Source organism: Streptomyces sp. NPDC002574 (genome assembly GCF_042889545.1).
GTDB lineage: Bacteria > Actinomycetota > Actinomycetes > Streptomycetales > Streptomycetaceae > Actinacidiphila.
Map to the genome: position 1 here is coordinate 163,192 of NZ_JBIARB010000010.1, position 24,799 is coordinate 187,990.

General features: G+C 72.6%; 20 protein-coding genes. 11 read left to right on the top strand and 9 right to left on the bottom strand.

Features of this window, described 5'->3' with window-relative positions:
* Window positions 1-13: 13 nt before the first annotated feature.
* Window positions 14-1,168, top strand: a complete 1,155-nt coding sequence (locus tag ACFYXS_RS25420; protein ID WP_389252001.1) for a diguanylate cyclase domain-containing protein — start codon at window positions 14-16, stop codon at window positions 1,166-1,168.
* A 734-nt stretch (window positions 1,169-1,902) separates the two neighbouring features.
* Entirely contained in the window at window positions 1,903-3,465 is a 1,563-nt protein-coding gene (hutH, locus tag ACFYXS_RS25425) for a histidine ammonia-lyase (RefSeq protein ID WP_389252287.1), read from the top strand.
* 10 nt (window positions 3,466-3,475) lie between these two features.
* On the opposite strand, the gene ACFYXS_RS25430 is transcribed toward hutH, so the two are convergent.
* A complete protein-coding gene (locus ACFYXS_RS25430) occupies window positions 3,476-3,760 on the bottom strand; it encodes a hypothetical protein (RefSeq protein WP_389252003.1) in 285 nt (94 codons plus the stop codon).
* Between the two features lie 186 nt (window positions 3,761-3,946).
* Between ACFYXS_RS25430 and ACFYXS_RS25435 the strand changes: the two genes are divergently transcribed.
* Window positions 3,947-4,330 carry a hypothetical protein gene (locus tag ACFYXS_RS25435; RefSeq protein WP_389252005.1) on the top strand — a complete coding sequence of 128 codons (384 nt, stop codon included), beginning with the start codon at window positions 3,947-3,949 and terminating at the stop codon, window positions 4,328-4,330.
* Window positions 4,331-4,562: 232 nt separating this feature from the next.
* Window positions 4,563-5,849: an Ig-like domain-containing protein gene (locus ACFYXS_RS25440; protein WP_389252007.1), complete on the top strand. Its 1,287-nt coding sequence runs from the start codon at window positions 4,563-4,565 to the stop codon at window positions 5,847-5,849.
* 61 nt (window positions 5,850-5,910) lie between these two features.
* Here the strand turns inward: ACFYXS_RS25440 and ACFYXS_RS25445 are convergent, their stop codons facing one another.
* From ACFYXS_RS25445 to xylB, 4 genes are all read right to left on the bottom strand, one after another.
* Entirely contained in the window at window positions 5,911-6,795 is an 885-nt protein-coding gene (locus tag ACFYXS_RS25445) for a prohibitin family protein (RefSeq protein ID WP_389252009.1), read from the bottom strand.
* A gap of 75 nt (window positions 6,796-6,870) precedes the next feature.
* Window positions 6,871-8,106, bottom strand: coding sequence for an ROK family protein (locus tag ACFYXS_RS25450; RefSeq protein ID WP_389252012.1), 1,236 nt, complete (start codon window positions 8,104-8,106; stop codon window positions 6,871-6,873).
* 38 nt (window positions 8,107-8,144) lie between these two features.
* On the bottom strand, window positions 8,145-8,735 hold the full coding sequence (locus tag ACFYXS_RS25455) for a helix-turn-helix domain-containing protein (RefSeq protein WP_389252014.1): 591 nt from the start codon (window positions 8,733-8,735) through the stop codon (window positions 8,145-8,147).
* A gap of 136 nt (window positions 8,736-8,871) precedes the next feature.
* Window positions 8,872-10,296 carry a xylulokinase gene (xylB, locus tag ACFYXS_RS25460; RefSeq protein WP_389252016.1) on the bottom strand — a complete coding sequence of 475 codons (1,425 nt, stop codon included), beginning with the start codon at window positions 10,294-10,296 and terminating at the stop codon, window positions 8,872-8,874.
* Window positions 10,297-10,369: 73 nt separating this feature from the next.
* On the opposite strand from xylB, the gene xylA reads away from it, so the two are divergent.
* Both xylA and ACFYXS_RS25470 read left to right on the top strand, forming a co-directional pair.
* Window positions 10,370-11,539, top strand: coding sequence for a xylose isomerase (gene xylA / locus ACFYXS_RS25465; protein WP_389252018.1), 1,170 nt, complete (start codon window positions 10,370-10,372; stop codon window positions 11,537-11,539).
* 76 nt (window positions 11,540-11,615) lie between these two features.
* Complete coding sequence (locus ACFYXS_RS25470) at window positions 11,616-12,125, top strand: GNAT family N-acetyltransferase (protein WP_389252020.1); 510 nt, start codon at window positions 11,616-11,618, stop codon at window positions 12,123-12,125.
* 6 nt (window positions 12,126-12,131) lie between these two features.
* On the opposite strand, the gene ACFYXS_RS25475 is transcribed toward ACFYXS_RS25470, so the two are convergent.
* Entirely contained in the window at window positions 12,132-13,142 is a 1,011-nt protein-coding gene (locus tag ACFYXS_RS25475; RefSeq protein WP_389252022.1) for an aldo/keto reductase, read from the bottom strand.
* 235 nt (window positions 13,143-13,377) lie between these two features.
* On the opposite strand from ACFYXS_RS25475, the gene ACFYXS_RS25480 reads away from it, so the two are divergent.
* Entirely contained in the window at window positions 13,378-13,692 is a 315-nt protein-coding gene (locus tag ACFYXS_RS25480) for a hypothetical protein (protein WP_389252024.1), read from the top strand.
* On the opposite strand, the gene ACFYXS_RS25485 is transcribed toward ACFYXS_RS25480, so the two are convergent.
* Window positions 13,680-14,879 (bottom strand): hypothetical protein, encoded by a 1,200-nt coding sequence (locus ACFYXS_RS25485; RefSeq protein ID WP_389252026.1) that lies wholly within the window; start codon window positions 14,877-14,879, stop codon window positions 13,680-13,682. The two genes, ACFYXS_RS25480 and ACFYXS_RS25485, sit on opposite strands and share 13 nt — an antisense overlap.
* A gap of 342 nt (window positions 14,880-15,221) precedes the next feature.
* Here ACFYXS_RS25485 and ACFYXS_RS25490 point away from each other — a divergent pair, with 342 nt between their 5' ends.
* From ACFYXS_RS25490 to ACFYXS_RS25505, 4 genes are all read left to right on the top strand, one after another.
* Window positions 15,222-16,658, top strand: coding sequence for an ABC transporter permease (locus ACFYXS_RS25490; RefSeq protein ID WP_389252028.1), 1,437 nt, complete (start codon window positions 15,222-15,224; stop codon window positions 16,656-16,658).
* 42 nt (window positions 16,659-16,700) lie between these two features.
* Entirely contained in the window at window positions 16,701-17,441 is a 741-nt protein-coding gene (locus tag ACFYXS_RS25495; protein WP_389252030.1) for an ABC transporter ATP-binding protein, read from the top strand.
* A 169-nt stretch (window positions 17,442-17,610) separates the two neighbouring features.
* On the top strand, window positions 17,611-19,080 hold the full coding sequence (locus ACFYXS_RS25500; RefSeq protein ID WP_389252032.1) for an ABC transporter permease: 1,470 nt from the start codon (window positions 17,611-17,613) through the stop codon (window positions 19,078-19,080).
* Window positions 19,081-19,178: 98 nt separating this feature from the next.
* Window positions 19,179-19,865, top strand: a complete 687-nt coding sequence (locus tag ACFYXS_RS25505) for an ABC transporter ATP-binding protein (protein ID WP_389252034.1) — start codon at window positions 19,179-19,181, stop codon at window positions 19,863-19,865.
* A 110-nt stretch (window positions 19,866-19,975) separates the two neighbouring features.
* Here ACFYXS_RS25505 and ACFYXS_RS25510 read toward each other — a convergent pair whose 3' ends face one another.
* Window positions 19,976-20,920 (bottom strand): D-alanyl-D-alanine carboxypeptidase family protein, encoded by a 945-nt coding sequence (locus tag ACFYXS_RS25510; protein WP_389252036.1) that lies wholly within the window; start codon window positions 20,918-20,920, stop codon window positions 19,976-19,978.
* Between the two features lie 191 nt (window positions 20,921-21,111).
* Window positions 21,112-24,498 (bottom strand): S8 family serine peptidase, encoded by a 3,387-nt coding sequence (locus ACFYXS_RS25515; protein WP_389252038.1) that lies wholly within the window; start codon window positions 24,496-24,498, stop codon window positions 21,112-21,114.
* Window positions 24,499-24,799 lie beyond the last annotated feature (301 nt).

A 24,799-nucleotide genomic window follows, 5' to 3' on the forward strand; every position in this document is an offset into this window, starting at 1 on the left:
AGGAGACGGGCGCATGAACGGCACCGGCGGCGGGGACGTGCGACTGCGCGCCGTCGCCGAGCTGGCGCGGGCGGTGGCCGCGGCGAAGTCGCCGATGGAGGCGGTCGTCGCCGCCGCGACCGCCGCGCGGATCGCCCTCGGCGGCACCATGGCGGCGGTCTCCCGCTGGGAGCGCGACCGCGGGCGGCTGCGGGTCCTGGTCAACGACGGCGATCTCGCGCCGGAGGAGGAGGCGCAGCCGGCCGAGGAGGTGTACTCGGTCGCCGACTTCCCCGAGATCGTGGAGTTCCTGCACGGCCGGTGGACCGAGGGCGGCGAGCCGCACGCCTGGGTCGAGACCGCGGACGGCCCGGCGGGCGACCGCGCGGACGCCTACTGCCACCAGCGGGTCGCCATGCTGCGCCGGCGCGGCCGCTCGTCCTGCGTGATCGCGCCGATCCTGCTGCACGGGCTCGCCTGGGGCGAGCTGTACGTCGCCCGGGCGGCGGGGCGGCCGGTCTTCGACCGGGACGACACGGAGTTCGCCACCGTCCTGGCGGCGCTCACGGCCGCCGGCATCGCGCAGACCGAGCGGCTGGCGGAGGTCCGGCGGCTGGCCTTCACCGACCCGCTGACGGGGCTGGCCAACCGGCGCGCGGTCGACCAGCGCCTGGAGGAGGCCCTGGAACGGCACCGCGGCGACGGCACCCCCGTCAGCCTGGTGGTCTGCGACCTCAACGGCCTCAAACGGGTCAACGACCAGCTCGGGCACGCGGTCGGCGACCGCCTGCTGGTCGGCTTCGGCTCGGTCCTCTCGCTGTGCGGCGCGGCGCTGGCGGAGAGCCTGGTGGCCCGGCTCGGCGGCGACGAGTTCTGCCTGCTGTCCGTGGGGCACGGGGCCGAGGACGTGGTCCGGGTGGCGGAGGAGCTCTGCGTACGGACCAAGTGGCTGGGACTCGGTGACGGGGTCGCGGTCGGGGTGGCCTCGACGGACGCGGAGATCGGGCCGGTCACCTCGGCGCGACGGCTGTTCCGGCTCGCGGACGCCGCGCAGTACCGGGCCAAGGCGCTGCACTCCATCGAGCCGGTCGTGGCGGGCCGCGGTGCCCCGGAGGACCCGGTCGTCCGTCTCGCCGACCAGCCCGTCGGGCACGACGTCGAACGCCGCCGCTTCCGCGGCCGCGACTAGGCGGGCGAAGCCCGTGCGGTCCCGGCTCGCGCCGATGTCCCCGCGTGCGGCGGGTGTGCGCTCCCGGTGTTCCGACTGGCCTGTCCGCGTGTGGTGGGCGCCGTGGCCTTCGTGCTCGGCGGGTACGTGCTTCCGTCTCCCGCCGTGCGCTGGACGGAGCCCCCGTCTGCGGGGGCATGGCGGGCAGGCCGATGCCCTGTCGTGCCGCCCGGGCTGGTGGCCGGCCCAGGGTGCGGTGCACGCGGGCTTGGGGGAGTCCGGCGTGCCGTCGTCGGCGTGGGCGGGCCGACGTCGGCGGGGTTCGTTGCTTCGGGCGCCGATGGCCGGGTGCGGCGGGGACGTTTTCCCGCTGCCCGTCGTGCGCTGTGGGTGGGCCGCTCGGTCGGTTCGGTGCCTGTGGCGTCGGGCTACGGGCCGGTGGCGGGGCTGTGGCTTCCGCGTTCCGGTGGGCGGGCCGAGGCGGGGCGTGTTCCTGTCGCCCTTCGTGTGCTGGGGAACGCGTGTGTGGGCAGGGCGGGGCCGCGCGGTCGATGGGGGCCGCGGCCGCCAGGGCTGCCGCGAACCGGCGGCCTGGCGCCGCGCCGGGCGCGGGAGGGTGGGCTTGCGTGGGGTGCGTCACGGGGGGCGTGGTCTCCGCGCCGCCGTGGCCGTACGTCGTCAGGAGGCCCCACGGGGGTCGGAAACCGGACACGTGACAGCTAGCGATTCAGTCCGTAGGGTGCGTGAATATGGGTATGCATAACGTGGTGATCGGGGCCCACGGGGCCACGGTGGAGGATGTGCTGGCGGTCGCCCGGGGCGGCGCGCACGTGGAGCTGTCGGCGGAGGCGCTGGCCGGGATCGCCGCGGCGCGCGACGTCGTGGACGCGCTGGCGGCCAAGCCGGAGCCCGTCTACGGAGTCTCCACCGGCTTCGGCGCGCTGGCGGTGCGGCACATCAGCCCCGAGCTGCGCGCCCAGCTGCAGCGCAGCCTCGTGCGCTCGCATGCGGCCGGCATGGGCCCGCGGGTGGAGCGCGAGGTCGTCCGCGCGCTGATGTTCCTGCGGCTGAAGACGCTCGCCTCCGGCCGGACCGGTGTGCGCCCCGTCGTCGCCGAGACGATGGCCGCCCTGCTCAACGCCGGCATCACCCCGGTGGTCCACGAGTTCGGCTCGCTGGGCTGCTCCGGCGACCTGGCCCCGCTCGCGCACTGCGCGCTGGTGCTGATGGGCGAGGGCGAGGCGGAGGGCCCCGACGGCGTGGTGCGCCCCGTCCCCGAGCTGCTGGCCGAGCACGGCATCACGCCCGTCCAGCTGCGCGAGAAGGAGGGCCTTGCCCTCATCAACGGCACCGACGGCATGCTCGGCATGCTCGTCATGGCCCTCGACGACCTGCGCCTGCTGTTCACCTCCGCCGACGTCACCGCCGCGCTGTCCCTGGAGGCGCTGCTCGGCACCGACAAGGTGCTCGCCCCCGAGGTGCACGCGATCCGCCCGCACCCGGGCCAGGCCGCCAGCGCCGACAACATGCGCCGGGTGCTCGCCGGGTCCGGACTCACCGGGCACCACCAGGACGACGCGCCCCGCGTGCAGGACGCGTACTCGATCCGCTGCGCGCCGCAGGTGGCCGGTGCGGGCCGCGACACCGTCGCGCACGCGCGGACCGTCGCGGAACGCGAACTGGCAGCGGCCGTCGACAACCCCGTGGTGGTGTTCGGGGAGGACGGCGAGGGGCGGCTGGAGTCCAACGGCAACTTCCACGGCGCCCCGGTGGCGTACGTGCTGGACTTCCTGGCCATCGCCGCCGCCGACCTCGGCTCGATAGCGGAACGGCGCACCGACCGGCTGCTGGACAAGAGCCGTTCGCACGGCCTGCCCGCGTTCCTGGCCGACGACCCGGGCGTGGACTCGGGCCTGATGATCGCTCAGTACACGCAGGCCGCGCTCGTCAGCGAGAACAAGCGGCTCGCGGTGCCGGCCTCGGTGGACTCCATCCCCTCCTCGGCGATGCAGGAGGACCACGTCTCGATGGGCTGGTCGGCCGCGCGCAAGCTGCGGCAGGCCGTGGACAACCTGGCCCGCATCGTGGCGATCGAACTGGTCGCCGCGTCCCGGGCGATCGAGCTGCGGGTGCAGGGCAGCGAGGTGCTGGTGTCCGCGCCGGCGTCACAGGCGGTGCTGAAGGCCGCGCGTGAGGCGGATGTGACCGGGCCGGGCCCGGACCGCTTCCTGGCGCCGGACCTGGCGGCCGCGTACGCGTTCGTGCGCAGCGGCGCCCTGGTGGCGGCGGCCGAGTCGGCGACCGGGCCGCTCGCCTGAGTCCGGTCGGTCAGTAGGCGCGGGCGCGGCGGCTCGCATGGACGACGAGCGCCGCGCCCATGCCGAGGAACGCGGTGCCGCCGATCAGGTACGGCGTGGTGTCGACGCTGCCGGTGTCCGCGAGCTGCTGATCCCCGGCACCGCCGGACGCGGTGGTGGAGGTCGTCGTGGACACCTCGGCAGCCGTCGTCGTCGTGTGCTCCGGGTTGGCGGACGCGTTCGGCACGAAGTACAGCGCGCCGAGGACGGCCGCCGCGGTGACGGCGACGTAGGCGGGAGAGCGGTACGAGGTCAATGGATCCCCCAGCGGATGCGGTGACTTGACCGTGGAGCCCGATGGTAGTGAGACAAGGGGGGCGGAGGGAAGTTCGATCCCGGAACGCCCCCTTCCGCAACCTCCGCGCCGCCTCCGCGGGTATCCTCCGGCCCGGATCCGGGTGCCTCCCCCCGCGGCGGGCCGCGCGAGCATACGCTCCGTCACATGAGCACTACTGACATCCCCATCGGGGAGAGCGGGCCGCGATACGTGCGGCTCCAGGTCGAGCTGGTCCTGGAGATCACGGGGTCCGACGAGCTGACGGATGCCGCGCTCGACCAGCTCGGCGGCGACGAGTACATGCCCGACGACGAGCGGCAGCACGCGGAGTCCTCGGTCCGCCAGGACGAGTCGGAGGCACTGGCGTACCTGGTCGATCCGTTCGACCTGGTCACGGACGTGCCGGGGATCGAGATGGTCCAGGCGTCCTGGTCCTGCGCTCACACCGAGTACGACCCCGACTCCGATGAGTGGGACCTCTACGACGACGAGACAGCCGACGAATCCGACGACGCCGATGCGGAGGGGAAGGAACCGGGTAGCCGCTGAACGCGTCTTGATATGTGCGTGCCTCACAGGCCCCGGGCCCGTCATCGGGTCCGGGGTTCCGCATGAGCTGCTGTGGGCGACGCGATGGTGTTGTTCCCCACACTCTGCGGCGTGGAGGAACGGACCTAAGACCCTGGCAGTTCCCGACAGTACGACCGAGGCTCGAATCGAGGTCCGCGGCCCGCGTAGCCGCGGGCTGGGGGATCGCGTACCGAAGACATTGGAGATTCGTGTGAAGCGCGCCGAGACCGGCACAGCCAACGACCCGCGCCCCACCCGCAAGCGCAGGGCAGGGCTGGCAGCGATAGCGCTGCTGGCCGTGGGCGCGATCACGCTGACCGCCTGCGGGGGGGACAAGGCGGACGCCGGAACCGACAACACCGTCAAGTCCCAGGCGTCGGTGGACGAGGCCGCGGCCCAGGACGCCTCCGACGCCCGAATAGCCATCACCCCCAAGACCGGTGCCGACAACGTCAGCATCAACTCCGGTTCCAAGGTCGCCGTGACCGACGGCAAGCTGAGCGCCGTGACGATGACCGCGGTCTCGGGCGGCAAGGAGGTCGAGGGAACGATCTCCGCCGACGGCACGAGCTGGGCGCCGAACGCGCCGCTGGAGCGCGCCACCCAGTACACGATCGTCGCGAAGGCGGAGGACACGAAGGGCCGCAAGGCGACGGAGAACTCGACGTTCACCACCGTCTCGGCCGCGCACAGCTTCATCGGCTACTACACGCCCGAGGATGGCCAGACCGTCGGCGTGGGCATGCCGGTGTCGATCAACTTCAACAAGGCCATCACGGACAAGAAGGCCGTCCAGTCCGGGATCACGGTGTCCTCCAGCAGCGGCCAGCAGGTCGTCGGCCACTGGTTCAACGGCACCCGCCTGGACTTCCGCCCCGAGAACTACTGGACCGCCGGCTCCACCGTCACGGTCAAGCTGAACCTGGACGGTGTCCAGGGTGCCGACGGCGTCTACGGCGTCCAGGAGAAGACGGTCTCCTTCAAGATCGGCCGCAGCCAGGTCTCCACGGTCGACGCCTCGACCCACCAGATGAAGGTCGTCCGTGACGGCAAGGTCATCAAGAACATCCCGATCTCGGCCGGCTCGGACGAGCACACCACCTACAACGGCCAGATGGTGATGTCCGAGAAGTTCACCGAGACCCGGATGAACGGTGCCACCGTCGGCTTCACCGACGACGACGGCAAGGGCGAGTACGACATCAAGGACGTGCCGCACGCCATCCGCCTGACCACGTCCGGCACCTTCATCCACGGCAACTACTGGGGCTCGGACTACGTCTTCGGCCACGTCAACACCAGCCACGGCTGTGTGGGCCTGAACGACACCAAGGGCGCCAAGGACACCGGCACCGACGCGTACTGGTTCTACCAGAGCTCGATCGTCGGCGACGTCGTGATCGTGAAGAACTCCAAGGACAAGACCGTCGACCCGGCGAACGGGCTCAACGGCTGGAACATGAGCTGGGCCGACTGGAAGGCCGGCAGCGCCGTCTGATCCCTCTCGGCGCGCGAGGGGCCCGGAACCGAACGGTTCCGGGCCCCTCGGCGTGTGCGGGCTACTTCTTGGTGCCGTCGACGATGACCGGGGACCCGCCGGCGTTCGTGCCGCAGGGGACCGCGTAGACCGGGTTGGCCTTGGCGGCCTCCTTGAAGGCCTCCAGGCACTGGTTGTAGAGCACCTTGTCGTTCAGCGAACGGGCGATGATCTGGTTGGCGCGGGCGATGCCCTCCGCCTCGATGCGCTTGCGCTCGGCCTCGGCCTTGGCCGTGCGCGCCGCCTCGACCGCCCGCTCGGTGTCCTGCTCCTGCTGGATCTTCTTGTCGATCTGCGTCTGCAACTGGTCGGAGGGGCGCACATTGCGCAGGTTGACGGCGGTGATGTCGATGCCGCGGGGCGCGAGGCGCTCCTTGATCAGGGCGTCGATCTCCCGGCCGATCTCCTCACGCGCGGAGGCGTAGCCCTCCTCGCTGGTGTGCCCGGCGAAGACGTTGCGGATGATCTCGCGGCTGTCCGGCACCACCAGGCGCTCCTGGATGGCCTCCTCGTTGCCCGCCAGCCGGTAGAGGGCGACGGCCTTGGCGGGCACGACGGCCCACTTCACCGTGACGTCCGCGTACAGCACACCGCCCTGCGAGGAACGGACCTCGACGACGTCCTTGTCGTAGAGGTCGAGGTCCGCCGGGCGGGTGGAGAAGGACGTGATGTCGGTGAACGGCGACGTGAGGTGGACGCCGGAGGTCAACGGCGAGCCTATTTTGCCGAAGGTCACCGGCACGCCGACCTCGTAGGCGTTCACGACGTGGACGCAGGCGAAGACGCCGGCCAGCACACCGGCGAGGGCGCTGAGCGCGGCGCCCAGCTTCCAGCCCCCGGTGCGGCCGCGGCCGACCAGGAACAGCACGACGGCCGCGATCAGCAGCAGGATGCAGAGCACGAACACGGGAATCCCCCTGGGACGAAACGATCCGCGCCGCCTCCCCGTGCGGCGCGCCCGCATCGTAACGGGCCCCGGGGGCTAGGAGGTTCGCAATTGCTGGGGGTCGTCGAGGACGTCGCGCACGACGCTGTAGGCCGCGCCCAGCAGGACGCCCTCGCGGCCCAGCCGGGACACCAGGACGGCGTCCGCGGGCCATTGGCGGTCCGTCACGCGGCGGTCCAGCTCCCGCACCAGCGCCCCGCGCAGCCAGGGGGCGAGTGCGGCGAGGGTGCCGCCCAGCACGACGGCCTGCGGGTCCAGCAGGTTCACCGCGCCGCTGAGCGCGATGCCGAACGCCTGCCCGGCCGCGGCCAGCGACTTCAGTGCCGCCGGGTCGTCCCCGGCGGCCGCGGTGTGCAGGGCCTTGAGGGCGTCCGACCGGTCGAGGCGGATCCCGGCGGACCGCAGTACCGCCTCCTCGCCCGCGTACTGCTCCAGGCAGCCCCGGGAGCCGCACGAGCAGCGGGGGCCGTTGGGGAACACCGGTACGTGGCCGAGCTCCCCGGCGAAGCCGCGGGCGCCGCGGAACAGCCGGCCGTCGACGACGAGCGCGGCGCCGATGCCGATCTCCGCGGAGACGTGCACGAAGTCCGTGACGCCCTCGTGGCCGCCGAGCCACAGCTCCGCCAGCGCGCCGAGGTTGGCCTCGTTGTCGACCAGCGTCGCGGTGGGGGTGAGGCCGTCGAAGAACTCCGCGGCCGGCACGTCCTCCCAGTCGAGGTTGGGGGCGCGCGTCACCTGCCGCCGGTCCCGTCCGACCAGTCCCGGTACGGCGACCGTCAGCCCGGCGGGGAAGAGCCCGTCCTCCCGGGCCTCCGCCGTCACCTGCCGTACGAGCGCGGCGAGTTCGCGCAGCACCTCGGGCGCGGGACGGCCGCGGTTGGCGGTCTCGACGCGGGCCCGGACACGGACCGTGCCGCGCAGGTCGATCGCGCAGACCGCCAGGTGGTCGACCCCGACCTCGGCGCCCAGGCCCACCGGGCCGGTGTCGCTGAGGGCGAGCGCGGTGCCGGGCCGGCCGACCGTGCCGGGGCGCTGCGTGCCGAGTTCCACCAGCAGCCCGGCCGCCAGCAACTCGTCCACCAGCGTCGAGACCGTCGCGCGGGTCAGCCCGACCTCGGCGGCCACCGCGGCGCGCGACATCTCGCCGTGCTCGGCCACGGCATGGGCCACCAGGGCAAGATTCCGCTTCCGCACGCCCGCCTGCGATCCCGGGCCGTCCGCCACGTGCCGATCCCCTCTCGTCCGGTGCTCGATGTCCGATGTCTGTTTCATACGGTTATGCCCCCACCCTCGCACGCCCTGCGGCCCGGTCAACCGCCCGCCGGCCGGGCCCGTACGTGCATCCGCTCGCCCTGCGCCCCGAAGAGGCTCAGGAACTCCACGGGCTGCGGTCCCGCGTTGGCGAAGCCGTGCGGGGTGCGGGTGTCGAACTCGGCGGCCTCGCCCGCGGTCAGCACCAGGTCGTGGTCGCCGAGGACCAGCCGCAGGCGGCCGGACAGCACGTAGACCCACTCGTACCCCTCGTGGCGCCCCTGCTCGGGCCGTACGGCCGGGTCCTGGGGCGCCTGGATGATCATCTTGTACGCGTGCAGCCCGCCCAGGTAGCGGGTGAGCGGCACGAAGGTCTGCCCGTGCCGGGTGACCGGGCGCGGATGGACGCGCGGGTCCCCGGTCGGCGGCGCTCCGACCAGCTCGTCCAGCGGCACGCCGTACGCCTTCGCCAGCGGCAGCAGCAGTTCCAGCGTGGGCTTGCGCTGCCCGGACTCCAGCCGGGACAGGGTGCTCGACGAGATCCCGGTGGTCTCGCCGACCTGTGCGAGCGTGGCGCCGCGCTCCCGCCGCAGGGCCCGCAGCCGGGGTCCGACGGCGGACAGCACGCCGGGGATGTCGTCGTCTGCCATGTCTCCATTTGCCGTTCCGGCAAGCGATCTTGTCAAGGCCGTACGAAGTGGCGAACGTCTCCCGGAGCGGCGCGGCCCGCGCGGAGGACGCTCCGCGCGGGCCCCACCGAAAGGCCGCGTCGCCGCCGGGGACCGCTCACTCCACCCCGAAGGCCCGCGACAGCTCCGCCCCGATGCGGCCGAGGGACTCCTCGTCGCGCGGCACCGGGTCGTACGACGGACCCTCCGCGGTGTTCCAGCGGCGGGCGATCTCCTGCGGGGTCTCGCCCGTCAGCAGGGCCGCCGCCTGGGCCGCCGCGCCGAGCGCGACGAGCTCGTCGGCCACCGGGACGCGCACCGCGCGGCCGGAGAGCCGCCGGACGGTCTCCCGCCAGGCGGTGCCCCGGGCGCCGCCGCCGATCAGCAGCAGCGGGGCGTCGGAGGGGGCGCCGTCGACCGCGAGGACCTGGTCGAGCGCGCTGAGCAGGGCGTACGCGGCCCCGTCGTAGGCGGCCTGGAGAATCTGCCCCGGAGTGGTGTCGTGCCGCAGCCCGGTCAGCAGGCCGGAGGCGTACGGGAGGTTGGGCGTGCGCTCGCCGTCGAGGAACGGCAGCAGCACGGTGGAGCCGCCGGGGGCGACCGCCTCCCGGTCCAGGGAGAGCAGGGCCGCGACCTTGTCGACGGCGAGCGTGCAGTTGAGGGTGCACGCCAGCGGGAGCCAGCCGCCGTGGCCGCCGGCGAAGCCGGCCACGATGCCCGTCGGGTCGGCGGGACGTGAGGCCGAGGGGGTGTAGACGGTGCCGGAGGTGCCGAGGCTGAGCGCCGGCTGGCCGGGGGCGAGGCCGAGGCCGAGGGCGGCGGCGGCGTTGTCGCCGGTGCCCGCGGCGACCAGGGCGCCCTCGCTCAGCGGCAGGCCCGGCAGCACGGCGCCGGCCCGCTCGCCGGGGCCGAGGACGCGGGGCAGCAGGGCCGGGTCCAGGCCGATCGAGGCCAGCATCGCCTCGTCGTACGCCTCGGTGTCGGTGGCCCACCAGCCGGTGCCGGAGGCGTCGCCCCGGTCGGTGACGGCGGCCCCGCTCAGCCGCTCGGTGAGGAAGTCGTGGGGCAGCCGCACGGCCGCCGCGGCCTTGGCGGCCTCCGGCTCGTGCTCGGCCAGCCAGGCCCACTTGGTGACGGTGAAGCTCGTGCCGGGCACGCTGCCGAAGCGCTCCGCCCACCAGGCGGCGCCGTGCCGGTCGACCAGGGCGGCGGCCTGGGGCGCGGAGCGCACGTCGTTCCAGAGCAGCGCGGGCCGCAGCGGCCTGCCGTCCGCGTCCAGGACGACCAGGCCGTGCTGCTGCCCGCCGACGGAGATCGCGCCGGCCTCGGCGGCGTACGGGCCGAGCTGGGCCAGTGCCTCGCCGAGTGCTCTCCACCACACCTCGGGGTCGGTCTCGCGGCCCTCCCCCTCGCTCACCACATGCCGTGCCTGGCCCCTGGCCAGCACCTTTCCGGTCTCCACCTCGACTGCCAGCACCTTGGTGGACTGCGTGGAGCTGTCCACACCCAGTGCGATCGTTCCGTGCCCCATGTCGCGGCTCATGCTGCGGCTCCCTTCACAAAGCGGCGTTCGCATATTAATTTGTTCAACGGTCTTACGAATAGGAGCCGCCGCGATGAGTTTCACCCCCACCCCCGACGACAAGTTCACCTTCGGTCTCTGGACCGTCGGCTGGCAGGGCCGCGACCCCTTCGGCGACGCCACCCGCCCCGCGCTCGACCCGGTCGAGAGCGTGACCCGCCTGGCGGAGCTCGGCGCGTACGGCGTCACGTTCCACGACGACGACCTGATCCCCTTCGGGTCGGACGACACCGCCCGCGAGGGCCACATCAAGCGCTTCCGCCAGGCGCTGGACGCCACCGGCCTCAAGGTGCCGATGGCCACCACCAACCTCTTCACCCACCCGGTCTTCAAGGACGGTGCCTTCACCTCCAACGACCGTGACGTGCGCCGCTACGCGCTCCGCAAGACCATCCGCAACATCGACCTCGCCGCCGAGCTCGGCGCCAAGGTCTACGTCGCCTGGGGCGGTCGCGAGGGTGCCGAGTCCGGTGCCGCCAAGGACGTGCGGGTCGCCCTGGACCGCTTCAAGGAGGCCTTCGACCTGCTGGGCGAGTACGTCCTCGAGCAGGGCTACGACCTTCGCTTCGCCATCGAGCCCAAGCCCAACGAGCCGCGCGGCGACATCCTGCTGCCGACCGTCGGCCACGCGCTGGCGTTCATCAACGAGCTGGCGCACCCCGAGCTCGTCGGCCTGAACCCCGAGGTCGGCCACGAGCAGATGGCCGGGCTGAACTTCCCGCACGGCATCGCCCAGGCGCTGTGGCACGGCAAGCTGTTCCACATCGACCTGAACGGCCAGTCCGGCATCAAGTACGACCAGGACCTGCGCTTCGGCGCCGGCGACCTGCGCTCCGCGTTCTGGCTGGTCGACCTGCTGGAGACGGCCGGCTACGAGGGCCCGCGGCACTTCGACTTCAAGCCCCCGCGGACCGAGGACTTCAGCGGTGTGTGGGCCTCGGCGGAGGGCTGCATGCGCAACTACCTCATCCTCAAGGAGCGGGCCGCCGCGTTCCGCGCCGACCCGGCCGTGCAGGAGGCGCTGAAGGCCGCGCGCCTGGACCAGCTCGCGCAGCCGACCCTCGCCGAGGGCGAGACCCTGGCCGGCTTCCTCGCCGACCGCAGCGCCTTCGAGGACTTCGACGTCGAGGCCGCCGCCGAGCGCGGGTTCGCCTTCGAGCAGCTCGACCAGCTGGCGATGAACCACCTGCTCGGCGCCCGCTGAGCGTCGTCCGCCGCTTCGCGTCCTCCGGGCCGAAAACCGGTTGCCGTCGGGTCCCGCCCGGCGGCAACCTGCCCGGATGACCGAACTGCGCACGACCGCACTGAGGACGCTCACCCCGGAGGACTGGCGGCTGTGGCGAGGGCTGCGCCTGACCGCCCTCGCCGAGGCGCCCGGCGCCTTCGGCTCCCGGCTCGCCGACTGGCAGGGCGCGGGGGACCGCGAGGAGCGCTGGCGGGACCGGCTCGCCACACCCGGCACGCACCTGGTCGCCGAGCTCGACGGGGTGCCCGCGGGCATGGCCAGTGGCGTCCCCGGCGAGCACCCCGGCACCGCCGAACTGATCTCGATGTGGGTGGCGCGCGACGCGCGCGGCCACGGCGTGGGCGACCTGCTGATCCGGGCCGTCGAGACCTGGGCCGCGGGGACCGGCGCCGCGGTGCTCACCCTCGCCGTCGCGGACGGCAACGAGCCGGCCGCCGCGCTCTACCGCCGCAACGGCTTCGAGGACTCCGGAGAGCGCGGCCTCATGCCCGACGGCCGCCCGGAGCGGTTCATGGCGAAGCGGCTCCCGGCGGCCCCGGTGTGACGCGACTCACCAGGCGAACGCCTCGGGGGCCGGGCCCGGCCCCGGGAAGATCTCGTCCAGCCCGGCCAGCACCTCCGCGTCCAGCTTGAGTTCCACCGCGCGCAGTGCCGACGTGAACTGCTCCATCGTGCGCGGCCCCACGATCGGCCCCGTGACCCCGGGCCGGGTCAGCAGCCACGCCAGGGCCACCTCGCCCGGCTCCAGACCGTGCTTGTCCAGCAGGTCCTCGTACGCCTGCACCTTGGCCCTGACCACCGGATCGGCCAGCCCCGCGGCCGACCGGCCGACCTTGGTGCGGGAGCCGGTGTTCTCGCGCTCCTTGCGCAGCGCGCCGCCCAGCAGTCCCTGGTGCAGCGGCGACCACGGGATCACCCCGAGGCCGTACTCCCGCGCCGCCGGGATCACGTCGGCCTCGGCGCGCCGCTCCGCCAGGTTGTACAGGCACTGCTCGCTGACCAGGCCCACCATGCCCCGGTTCGCCGCGAGCTCGTTGGCCTGCGCGATCTTGTAGCCGGGGAAGTTCGACGACGCGGCGTAGAGGATCTTCCCCTGGCGGATCAGCACGTCGACCGCCTGCCAGATCTCCTCGAAGGGGGTCGCGCGGTCGATGTGGTGGAACTGGTAGACGTCGATGTGGTCCGTGCCGAGCCGCCGCAGGCTCGCCTCGGCCGCCCGCCGGATGTGCAGCGCGGTGAGCCGGTCGTGGTTGGGCCAGGACTGCTCGTGCCACGCCTTTCCGTCGTCCGACATGTTGCCGTACACCTTCGTGGCCAGCACGACCTTGTCGCGCCGGCCCCCGCCGCGTGCGAACCACGCGCCGATGACCTTCTCCGTCAGTCCCTTTTCCTCGGCCGTGCCGTAGATGTCCGCGGTGTCGAAGAAGTTGACCCCCGCGTCCAGCGCGGCGTCCATGATCCGGTGGCTGTCCGTCTCGTCCGTCTGCCCGCCGAAGTTCATCGTGCCCAGCACGATGCGGCTGACCTTCAGACCGGTGCGGCCCAGCTGCGTGTACTCCATGGAAGACCAGCCAACGCCTTCGAGTGGACTCACGGCAAGGGGAATTGGGGACCACCCGGGTCCGGCGGGGTCAACGGGGAACGGGCAGCCGGACCGTGAAGCACGCGCCGCCCTCGGGGGACTCGGCGGCGGCGCTGATCGTGGCACGGGCGGGCGCACCGTCGCCGCGACGCACGCCGACCTCCGGTTCCCCGCAGCCTCCCTGGCGACGGAGGACGGGCAGGGCGGCCCGCCGGTGACCGCGGTGCGCCCGGATCCCGCCGCCGGCACCCTGCGGCTCGAACTCGGCGGCGGACTGGGCGAGGTGACGCTGCGCCCCGGGGTGGTGGACGGCCGGGTGACGCTCACCGTGACCGGCGCCGTCGTCCTGGGCAGGGCCGCCCCGCCGGAGACGACCGCCCGCATCGAGCGGCGCCTGGCCGGGCGGGCGCCGCGCGGCGCCTACCCGCTGGCGCTCCGGGCCACCTCGGCGCGGGTGACCGCGGACGGCCTGCGCGTCACCCTCGACGGCGGCCGGGCACGGCTGCCCCGGGCGGGTCAGGCCGCCTGACCGTCGGTCGTGCCCTTGGCGAAGCCCTCGCGCAGCCGGGCCAGTTCGTCGTCCGGGACGGCCCGCGCCCAGGCGTCGGGCACGCCCCGGACGGTGTGGTCGCTGCTGGTGGCGGCGGTGTAGGTGGCCGTGCAGGTCAGCGCGACCGAGCCGGAGGGCTGCATCGTCCGCTGGTAGGCACAGCGCTTGATCTTCCTTCCGTCGAGCGTCATGTCGATGGTGATCTCCGCGTGCACCGGGGAGTCGGCGCTCGCCTGGGCGCCCGCCGACCCGTACGCGGAGTTCTGGAGCGTGAAGCGGGCCGTGCAACGGGTGCTGCCGCAGGGGGAGAAGCGCGCCGTGCCGACGGTGGTGAAGGTGACCGTGGGGTCGACGGCGGTCCGCAGCGCCGTCAGGTCCTGCTCGAACCCGGTGGTGAACGCGTCGCGGTCGGTGCCGGTGAGCACGGAGACGGAGGCGTCCGTCCCGTCGGCCAGCGGGAGCGGCCCGGTCGCGGCGGGGGAGGTGCCGGAAGCCAGGCGGAGCAGGGTGCGGGGCGCGGAGTCGCTGATGGAGAAGCTCCCGCCCGGGGTGGACAGCAGCGTGGCGGCCCGGCCGGCCACCCGGGTCGGGGCGGCGGTGGCGGAGGACGCGCTGCCGGCCGCGTCCCGGAGCAGGGCGGCGACGTTGGCGGGGGCCAGCGGGGCCGTCAGGTCGTCGATCTCGGGGAGGTCGGAGGCCGCGTCGAGCCACTGGCCGGAGATCCGGTCCAGCACGTCGCCGGAGTAGCCGCGGGTCTTCCAGTACGCCTGGTCCGCCTTGGCCAGCCGGTGGTCGCCGGCGGTGAGCATCCGTACGGTCCCGCCCTCGTCGCCGAGGGAGCCGCGGCCCCATCCGCCCGGTGTGGTCTGCAGGTCGAAGGGCGTGGTCGAGCCCGCGTCGCGGGCGAACTCCCCTCGGTACGACAGTACTTGGGCCTTCTCCAGGGTGTCCGCGGCCTCGCGCAGCATCCGCGCGGCGTCCGCGGCCGGGTCCTTGCCGGCCGCCGTCGGCGAGCCGCCGGAGGCGGTCCCCGCGGAATCGTCGCTCCAGGGGCTCGCTATGAGGATGCCGGCCACCAGGACGGCGGTGGCGACACCGGCGAGGGCGAGCAGCAGCGCGGCGCGCCGGGGCCGTGCCGCTGAGCGCGGCGGCGCGTAGGCGGGCATCCGCGGGTACGGCCTCCGCCCGCGGCCGTGCGACGGCGGGGACGGCCTGCCGTGACCACTGCCGTGTCCCGGTCCGGAGCCGTCGCCGAAACCCTGGCGACCGCCGTGACCGTCCCCGCCCCACGGCGTTCCGTCCGTCATCTCTGGTTCTCCCCATCGTGCATGGCCGCGCGGACCCTCGTGCGCACCACCGTTGAAACGCTTCTCATCCAGGCGCCGACCTTCTCATCCGACCCACATGCGCGCCTCAGCCTTCCGTAAATCCCCGGCCATAGCTTCTCGCCGTGACCCCACGGGGTCCTGCATCCACGGTCCCCAACGGGGCACGACGCGAGGACACGCATGTTTCTCATCTATCTCCGGCGCGAACTCCGCCGGCGGCGGAAGGCCGCCCTGGTCGTCGCGCTGGGGCTGGCCCTCGGTATCGCGCTGGTCATCACCGTCACCTCGGTGTCGGCGGGCATGACCCGGGCCCAGGGCAAGGTACTCCAGTCCCTGTACGGCCTGGGCACCGACATGACCGTCACCAAGGCGCAGAGCGCGTCCTCCTCCGGGGGCGGGGGGCCGAGGTTCGACTTCGACGCCCGCGGCGACGACAGCGGCGCCGAGCAGAGCTCCGACAACGTGAGGGTGCAGGGCTTCCAGTCGCTGAAGTCCTCGGTGGTAGCGCAGGTCGCCGCGCAGCCGGGCGTGGCCGACGCCGTCGGCGGTCTCGGACTCCAAGTGGTCAAGATCAGCGGCCGGTTCACCCGGGGCACCGCGCAGTCCGGCACCGGTGCGGACGGCGGTCAGAGCGCTCCCGGCGCACGGCCGAAGGTCCAGGGCGGCGGCGCGGACTTCGGCGTCGACAACTACTCCGTGCAGGGCGTCGACGTGGCGCACCTCGACCTCGGCCCGCTGACGACCTCGAAGATCACCTCCGGGAAGACCTTCACCAGTGCGCAGGGCAATGCCAAGGCGGCCGTCCTGGACAGCGCGTACGCGAAGCAGAAGAAGCTGACGGTGGGCAAGACGCTCACCGTCTCGGGCACGAAGTTCTCGGTGATCGGCATCGCGACCGCCGACAGCGGCTCCTCCGCCGCGAACGTCTACATCCCGCTGCAGCGGGCGCAGACCCTCGGCGACGCCAAGGACAAGGTCACGACGATCTACGTCCGCGCCGCCGACTCCCAGCGGATCGACAGCGTCAAGAAGACGATCCAGAAGAACATCTCCGGCACCACGGTCACGACCTCCTCGGACCTGGCCTCCACGGTGTCCGGCTCCCTGTCCACCGCGTCCGGCCTGGCGACCGACGTGGGCACGTGGCTGTCCATCGCCGTGCTCATCGCCGCGTTCCTCGTCGCCGCGCTGCTGACGTCCTCGGCCGTCGGCCGTCGCGTGCGCGAGTTCGGCACGCTCAAGGCACTGGGCTGGAGGAGCGGCCGGGTGGTCCGGCAGGTGATGGGCGAAGCCTTCGTCAACGGCATCGCCGGCGGCGTGCTCGGCATCGCGCTGGGCCTGGCCGGCGCGTACACCGTGACCGCGATCAGTCCCACGCTGGAGGCCTCCCTCGGCTCCGGCCAGGGCGGGGGCGCGGGCGGTCCCGGCGGGGGCGGCGGACCGGGCCGGCAGGCGGCGGCGAAGGCCGTCGACATCGCCCTCACCGCGCCGGTGAGCGCCACGACCATCGCCGTCGCCGTCCTGCTCGCCGTCGCGGGCGGTCTGATCGCGGGCAGCTTCGGCGGCTGGCGCGCCTCCCGGCTGCGCCCGGCCGACGCCCTGCGCCGCGTCGAGTGACCGCGCCGCACCTCCCCCTTCGACCCGCAACAGGAGTTCCCCATGTACACATTGAGCGGCGTGACCAAGCAGTACGCGCGCGGCAAGGAGACCGTGCACGCGCTGCGCGGCATCGACCTGGTCATCGAGGACGGTGACCGGCTCGTCGTCCAGGGACCGACCGGCGGCGGCAAGTCCACCCTGCTGCAGATGCTGGGCGGCCTGGACCGGCCGACCTCGGGCTCGGTCGAGCTGGACGGCGTCGACCTCGCCCGGCTGGGCGACACCCGCCTGACGAGGATGCGCGCGGAGACGATCGGCATCATCTTCCAGAGCTTCAACCTGATCCCCACGCTCACCGCGCAGGAGAACGTCGAGACCGCGCTCGTCCCCCTGCGCACCCCGCCGGCCGAGCGGCGCCGCCTGGCCGCCGAGGCGCTCGGCTCGGTGGGTCTCGGCGAACGGCGGCACCACCTGCCGGGTGAGCTGTCCGGCGGCCAGCAGCAGCGTGTGGCCATCGCGCGGGCCCTGGTGAAGAAGCCCAAGGTGCTGCTCGCCGACGAGCCGACCGGCGCCCTGGACGAGGGCACCCGCGACGAGATCCTCGCCCTGCTCGAAGGACTGTGGAAGGAGCACGGGCTGACCTTCGTCCTGGTCACCCACGACTCCCACATCGCCCGGCACGCCCCGCGGCTGGCGACGATCGAGGCGGGCCGGGTGACCGCCACCGACAACCCCGCCGCGTCCGGGCGCCGTTCGGCCGGCGGCGCCGGGCACGAGGCGGCCGTACCCGCCCGGAACTGAACGGCCCGCGGGGCACGGAGAGCGCGGCGGGGGAGGCGGCCGGGTTTCTCATCGCCCTCTCATCCCCGCCTCACACTCCCATCACAGCTGGTTCCTACCGTCACGACAGCGGGAGGGAGGGGCTGTCCTCCCTCCCGCTCCCCGGCTTCCGAACTCGGCGAGGAATCGCATGTTCTTCACGTATCTCCGGCGCGAACTCCGTCGCCGCAGAAAAGCGGCGCTCGTCATCGCGATGGGCCTCGCACTCGGCATCGCGCTGGTCATCACCGTCAACTCGGTGTCGGCGGGCATGACCCAGGCCCAGGGCAAGGTGCTCCAGTCGCTCTACGGCCTGGGCACGGACATGACCGTCACCAAGGCCGCCGATCCGTCCTCGGCCGGCGCGGAGCGTCCGCGCTTCCAGTTCAACGCGCGCGGCGACGACAAGGAGCAGAACAGCGACCGCGTCATGGTCCAGGGCTTCGCGACGCTGAAGTCCTCGGTCGTCAGCGACGTCGCGGCGCAGAGCGGCGTCAAGCAGGCCGTCGGCGGCCTGAGCCTGGTGGTCATCAAGATCAACGGTCAGTTCCAGCGCGGCACGTTCCAGCAGGACCCGAACAGCGGCGGCGGCGGATTCGGCCGCGGGGGCGGCAGCCAGCGGCCGCAGGGCACCGTGCGCGGCGGCGGCGCCAACTTCGGCATCGACAACTTCACGCTCTACGGCACCGACGTGGCGCACATGGACCTCGGTCCGCTGACCTCCTCGAAGATCACCTCCGGGAAGACCTTCACCAGCTCCCAGACCGACGCCAAGGTCGCCGTCCTGGACAGCGCGTACGCGAAGCAGAAGAAGCTGACGGTGGGCAAGACGCTCACCATCTCGGGCACGAAGTTCTCGGTGATCGGCATCGCGACCGCCGACAGCGGCTCCTCCGGCGCGAACGTCTACATCCCGCTGCAGCAGGCGCAGACGCTGTCGGACTCCAAGGACAAGGTCACCACGGTCTACGTCTCGGCCGCCGACTCGCAGAAGATCGACTCCGTCAAGTCGGCCATCCAGAAGAACATCTCCGGCACGACGGTGACGACGTCGTCGGACCTGGCCTCCACGGTGTCCGGCTCCCTGTCCACCGCGTCCAACCTGGCGACCAACGTGGGCAGGTGGCTGTCCATCGCCGTGCTCATCGCCGCGTTCCTGGTCGCCGGACTGCTCACGTCCTCCGCGGTCAGCCGCCGGGTCCGTGAGTTCGGCACGCTCAAGGCACTGGGCTGGAAGAGCAGCCGCGTCACCCGCCAGGTGATGGGCGAGGCCCTGGTCAACGGCCTCATCGGCGGCGTGCTCGGCATCGCTCTCGGCCTCGGCTGCGCCTACCTGATCACCGCCATCAGCCCGACCCTGGACGCGTCCGTCGCCCGCGGCGGTGGCTCGGGCGGTGGCGGTGGAGGCTTCGGAGGCGGTGGCTTCGGCGGCGGGCAGGGCGGGCCGGCCCGGCAGGCCGCGTCCAACGTGCTCAAGGTCGCCCTCGAGGCCCCGGTCAGCGTCAACACCATCGTCGTCGCGGTGGTGCTGGCGATCGCCGGCGGTCTGATCGCGGGCACCTTCGGCGGCTGGCGCGCCTCCCGGCTGCGCCCCGCCGACGCCCTGCGCCGCGTCGAGTAGCCGCGGCTCCCCCCGAGACGGGCGCCGCGCCCCGGACCTTCCCCCTGGCGGGGCGCGGCTCCCACCCCCTTCTCCTCCCAGGCTTCAGGAGTCATCTCATGTACAAGCTGAGCGGCGTGACCAAGCGCTACTCGCGCGGCAAGGACGTCGTGGACGCGCTGCGCGGCGTGGACCTGGTCATCGAGGACGGCGACCAGCTCGTCATCCAAGGACCTACCGGCGGCGGCAAGTCCACCCTGCTGCAGATGCTGGGCGGTCTCGACAAGCCGACCTCGGGCTCGGTCGAGCTCGACGGCGTCGACCTCGCCCGGCTGAGCGAGACCCGGCTGACCAGGGTCCGTTCCGAGAGCATCGGCATCATCTTCCAGAGCTTCAACCTGATCCCCACGCTCACCGCCCAGGAGAACGTCGAGACCGCCCTGGTGCCGCTCGCCGTCAAGGCCGCCGAGCGCCGTGCCCGCGCCGCCGAGGCACTCGACTCGGTGGGTCTCGGCGACCGCCTCCACCACCTGCCGGGCGAGCTGTCCGGCGGGCAGCAGCAGCGCGTGGCCATCGCGCGCGCCCTGGTGAAGAAGCCCAAGGTGCTGCTCGCCGACGAGCCGACCGGAGCCCTGGACGAGGGCACCCGCGACGAGATCCTGGCGCTCCTGGAGGGCCTGTGGAAGGAGTACGGGCTGACCTTCGTCCTGGTCACCCACGACTCCCACATCGCCCGGCGGGCGACCCGCGTCGCCACGATCAAGCGGGGCCAGGTCACCGTCTCCGACCGCACACCCGCGGCCTGACGGCGCGTCCCGACCGCCCTGCCCGCCCCGCCCGTCCCGCGGGGAAACGGGGAATCCCCGGAGCCGCTTCGACGGGCTCCGGGGATTCCTCGGCTTTGGGGGCTTCCGGGTCAGTCGCGCTGCGCGCCGGCCGGGAGCGAACGCAGCTTCAGCGTGCCGGCAGCGGATCCGCTGCTCGTGCCGAAGGCGTAGTTGAGCATCTTGGTGGCGTCGGCGAAGCGGTTGTCACCGGTGGAGCTGTGGAGCAGCACGCCGATGACGGTGCGGCCGTTGCGGGTGGCGGCGAAGATCAGGCAGGGGCCGGCCGAGGTGCCGGTGCCGGTCTTGACGCCGACGGCGCCGCTGTAGGAGCCGAGCAGCTTGTTCGTGTTGTACCAGGTGTAGGTGCGGCCGTTGGTCGCCTTCTGCACCGACTTGGCGGTCTTCACCACGTCGCGGAAGTTGATGTACGACATGGCCTTGCGGGCCAGGACGGCCGCGTCGCGCGGGGTGGTGTAGTTGCTGCCGGCCGAGGATATGCCGTCGAACGAGTCGTACTTGGTGTTCTTCATCTTCAGCGCGACGGCCGTGCTGTTCATCTTCTTGATGAAGGAGCTGGTGCGGGCCGAGACGGTGGTGCCGGTGCCGTAGGTGTCGGCCAGCGCCATGGCGGCGTCGCAGCCCGAGGGCAGCATGAGTGCGTAGAGCAGCTGCTTGACGGTGACCTGGTCACCCGTCTTCAGGTCGGCGGTGCTGGCGCCGTTGCGGACGACGTAGTCCCGGTAGGCCTGCTTGACGGTGATCTTCTTGTTCAGGTCCAGGTGCGGGGTGCCGAGGACGACGGCGGCCGTCATCACCTTGGTGGTGCTGGCCATCTGCCGCTTGGTGTCGGCGGCCTTGCTCCACAGCGTCTTGTCGGCCGTGCTGTCGAGCAGGAAGGCGCCGGTGGCGGTCACCGTGGGGGCCTTGGCGGTGGCGGCCTGGGCGGGGGCCACCACTGGCGCCGCCACGACGAGGGCACTGGAGGCCAGGAGCGCGGCTCCGAGCCGGTGCGTCCTCGTGATGCCGAGTCTCAACGAAACTCCAGGGGTCGAGGGGATGGGATCGAGCAGCACATCCTGACACTCGACCCGCGAACACCCGTACGTCGGACGGGAGTTTGTGACCGGACGGGGACAGAACACGGATGGCCCGCCCGGAACGGGAATCCGTTCCGGGCGGGCCACCCACGAGGCGCGCTTCCCCGGGCCCGATCGGCCCGCGCGGCCTACTGCGTGCGGTAGGCGTTGTAGATCGACTCGGAGAGCGTGTTGCCCTTCTTGTCGCTCACCACGGCCATGAGCGAGACGCCCGTACCGGCCTTGGGGTTCTTCAGCGTCACCTTGCCGCTCTTGACGGTGAGCGCTTTCCAGTGAGCGCCGCCGTCGGTGGACCAGTACACCTTCAGCGACTTGAGGTTGGAGCCGGCGGCCGAGCCCTGGACCGTGACCGGGATGGTCTTGGTGAGGCCGGCCGCGGAGGTGCTCGACGTGCTCAGTGCCGGGGTGAAGCGGACCACGGAAGCCGGCAGCCGCACCTCGTCGAAGGGCGAGGCGTGCTGGGAGGTGAACGTCCAGGACGTGGCGACACCCGTGCTGACGGAGGAGGGCTTGCTGCGGGTCACCGTGGTGGTGAGCCGGTAGGTGGCCTTTCCGCCCGGGACGGTGAAGGTGGCACCGTCGTCCAGGCCGTCGTTGACGGTCCCGATCTTCGTGCCGTTCCGGTAGAGGGTCGTGGTGGCCTTGTCATGGACGGAGAACCCCGGGTGGCCCGATCCGTCGGCGAAGCTGTTCACGCCGCCGTAGATCTCGTCCCCCGAACGGAACAGCCCCGACTCGGCGTCGAGCTTCGGGCCGAAGACGCCGACGTTCCAGACGCGGCTGTAGTTCTTGCCCTTGGCGTAGAGGCGGTCGTCGACGAACCACTGCGCCTCGGGCATCGCCCCGACGCCGTACTGCGCGAAGACCTGGGTCCAGCTGACGCCGGTGGCGTTGAGGTACACGGTCCTGGTGTACGGCAGCTTGGCGGGGAAACCGCTCGCCATGACCGGGGACTCGTTGACCGCCGGGACGTTGAACAGCAGGCCGTACTTGCCGGCCGCCGGGGCGCCGGCCGTGTTGCCGATCGTGGCCAGGTCGCCGCTCGCCACGGTCTTGGTGAAGCCCGTGAAGAAGGACGCGGTGCGCCCGTAGGCCACGTTGAAGACCTTCGAGCCGTGCTGGAAGACACCCGCGACGGAGGCCTGCAGCTGGGACGAGGAGAGCTGGGGGCCGAGGTACGCGGTGCGGAAGTCGGTCATGGTGCCGGTGTCGAAGCTCAGCCCGCCGCCGCCGTCGCCGTAGGCCAGGCTGTAGCCGACGGAGAGGTCGGTCTGCTTGGCCGCGGAGTCGGGCAGCTTGAAGACGAAGGGCTTCGCGGCACGCGCGTCGAAGGTCAGCGTGGTGTCGCCGGTGATCTTCACCACCGGGCGGCTCAGCCAGTCCGCGCTCTGCGGGGTCTCGCCGTCCGCCTGCAGCTTCATGATCAGGCTGTCCACGCTGAAGGTGCCCTTGGGTACCCGCAGCGTGGTGCTGCCGGCGGTCAGTTCCTGGGGGGCGTCGAGGCCGTCCAGGTTCGTGACCAGCGTGTCGAAGGCCGCGGCCGCGTGTCCGGTGCGGTCCACGTTCTTGATCGTGAGGTTGTACGCCTCGGTCTCGCGGACCACGGCCGCCGCGGTGCGGACGGTCCGGCCGCCGCCGGTGGCCACCACGTAGGCGCTGTAGGCGCCGTCGACGGTGCCGCCGAGGGTGGAGTCGACGGTCACGGTCGCCTCGGCGGTGCCGCCCGCCGGGACGGTCACCTGCTGCTTGTCCAGGGCGAAGAAGCCCGCCGGTGCGGCGCCGCCGCGCGGCCCCTGGCCGGTGAGCGACAGGTCGAGCGTGACGTCCTGCTGACCGGAGTTCCGGTAGGTGACGGTCTTCGTCACCCTCGGGTCGTCGCTGTGCGGCCACAGCGCCGTGCCGAAGTTCAGCGACGCCGGCTCGGCGACGACGCTCTGCCCGATGGCACGGGCCACGTCGATCCGGCCGGAACCCTGCTGGAAGGGGGTGTAGCCGCCGTCCTCCGCGGACCCGATCAGCACCGCCTTGATCTGCTGGCCCGTCCAGTCCGGGTGCTCCTGGGCGAGGATCGCCGCGGCGCCCGCGACGTGCGGGGTCGCCATGGAGGTGCCGGAGATGGTCAGGTAGCCGTCCGCGGGGTGCGGGACGTCCGGGTCGGTGTCGATGACACTGCCCTTGGCCGCGGCCGCGGTGATGTCCACGCCGGGGGCGGTGACATCGGGCTTGATCGCGCCGTCGCCCACGCGCGGACCGCGCGAGGAGAAGTCGGCGAGGCTGTCGTTCTTGTCGACGGCTCCGACGGTCAGCGCCGCGTCCGCACTGCCGGGCGAGCCGATGGTGGAGTCCTCGGCCTCCTCGCCCTCGTTGCCCGCCGCGATGACGAACAGGGGGGCGTCGGGGCCGGCGGACAGCCGGTTGACGGTCGCCTCGATCGGGTCGACACCCGGGGTGTCGGTGCCGCCGAGGCTCAGGTTGACGATCCTGGCGCCCTGCGCGGCGGCCCACTCCAGGCCCTTGATGATGCCGGCGTCGTCACCGAAGCCCTCGTCGTCCAGCACCTTGCCGCTGATGATCTGCGCGCCCGGGGCGACGCCCTTGTACTTGCCGCCCGACTTCGCGCCGGTGCCGGCCGCGATGGAGGCGACGTGGGTGCCGTGGCCGAAGTGGTCGGTGACGTCGGCGGCGTCCGAGAAGTTCTCGGCCTTCACCACCTTGGTGCCCGCGGGCAGGTCCGGGTGGCGGGTGTCGACTCCGGTGTCCAGTACGGCGATCTTGATGCCCGTGCCGTCGTAGCCGGCGGCCCACGCGGTCGGCGCGCCGATCTGCGGCACGCTCTTGTCGAGCGCGGCCTTCTGGATCGCGTTCAGCCAGACGGTGCCCAGGCCGGACTCGGCCGAGGCGTACGGAGAACCGTTTCTGTCGTTGGTCAGCGCCGACCAGACGTCGGACGCGTCCTTCTCCGGGGCGGTGACGGACTCGCCGTTCAGCCGCGAGAAGGTGTGCGTCACCTTCGTGCCCTCGGCCGCGTGCAGCTCGGACCTGGCGTCCGACGCCCCGCCCTTGTACGTGACGATCAGCCCGAGGCCGTGCCGCTCCGCCGCCTTGCGGTACTCCGCGCGGCTGAGGGTGGTCACGTCGAAGAGCCGGCGGTCCACCCGGCCCTGCGCGATGAGCTGCGTCGCGTCCTGCGGGACGACGTAGACATGGCCGTTCTGCCGGCGGGTCTGCACCGGTATGCCTTCGCGGCCCTTCGCGCGCTTGACGGCGACGGGCGTGCCCTTGGCGTTCACGGCGACCTGGTCACCGGTGATCAGGGTGATCCAGGTCGGCCCGCCGGCCTTCCGGGCGGTGACGGCGTCGGTCGACTGCTGTGCTCCCGGCGTTCCCGCGGGTCCCGCCGCGGCGGCCGGCAGCGCGACGCCCGCGGTCAGTACCGCGACGACCCCCGCTGCGAGCGCTGACGCGCGCGCCTTGCTCCACTGTGCGTGCAACTTCTCCCCTGGTGTCTGTGTCATGACACGCGGGAGCCGCTTCCCGGGCACGCGCACGCGATGTTCCCCCCGCGGCGATCCCCCCGGCGAGCCCCCCCGCCTCCTTACTGCTCAGTATCCGCCTGCGTCCTTGGAGTCTCCAGAGCCCCACAGGTAAACACCGTCTCAGATTCGGCCAAGTGTCCTCCGCCCGTCCGTGCGAGGCGCGTGGGGGGTGCGTTGAAGCGCTTCGACACTTCTCTGGACAGGGATCCGGGCAATGGATACGGTCTGCTGTCGAAGCGCTTCACCACCAGCGCCTCGCCGTACTCGCCGCCCGCACACC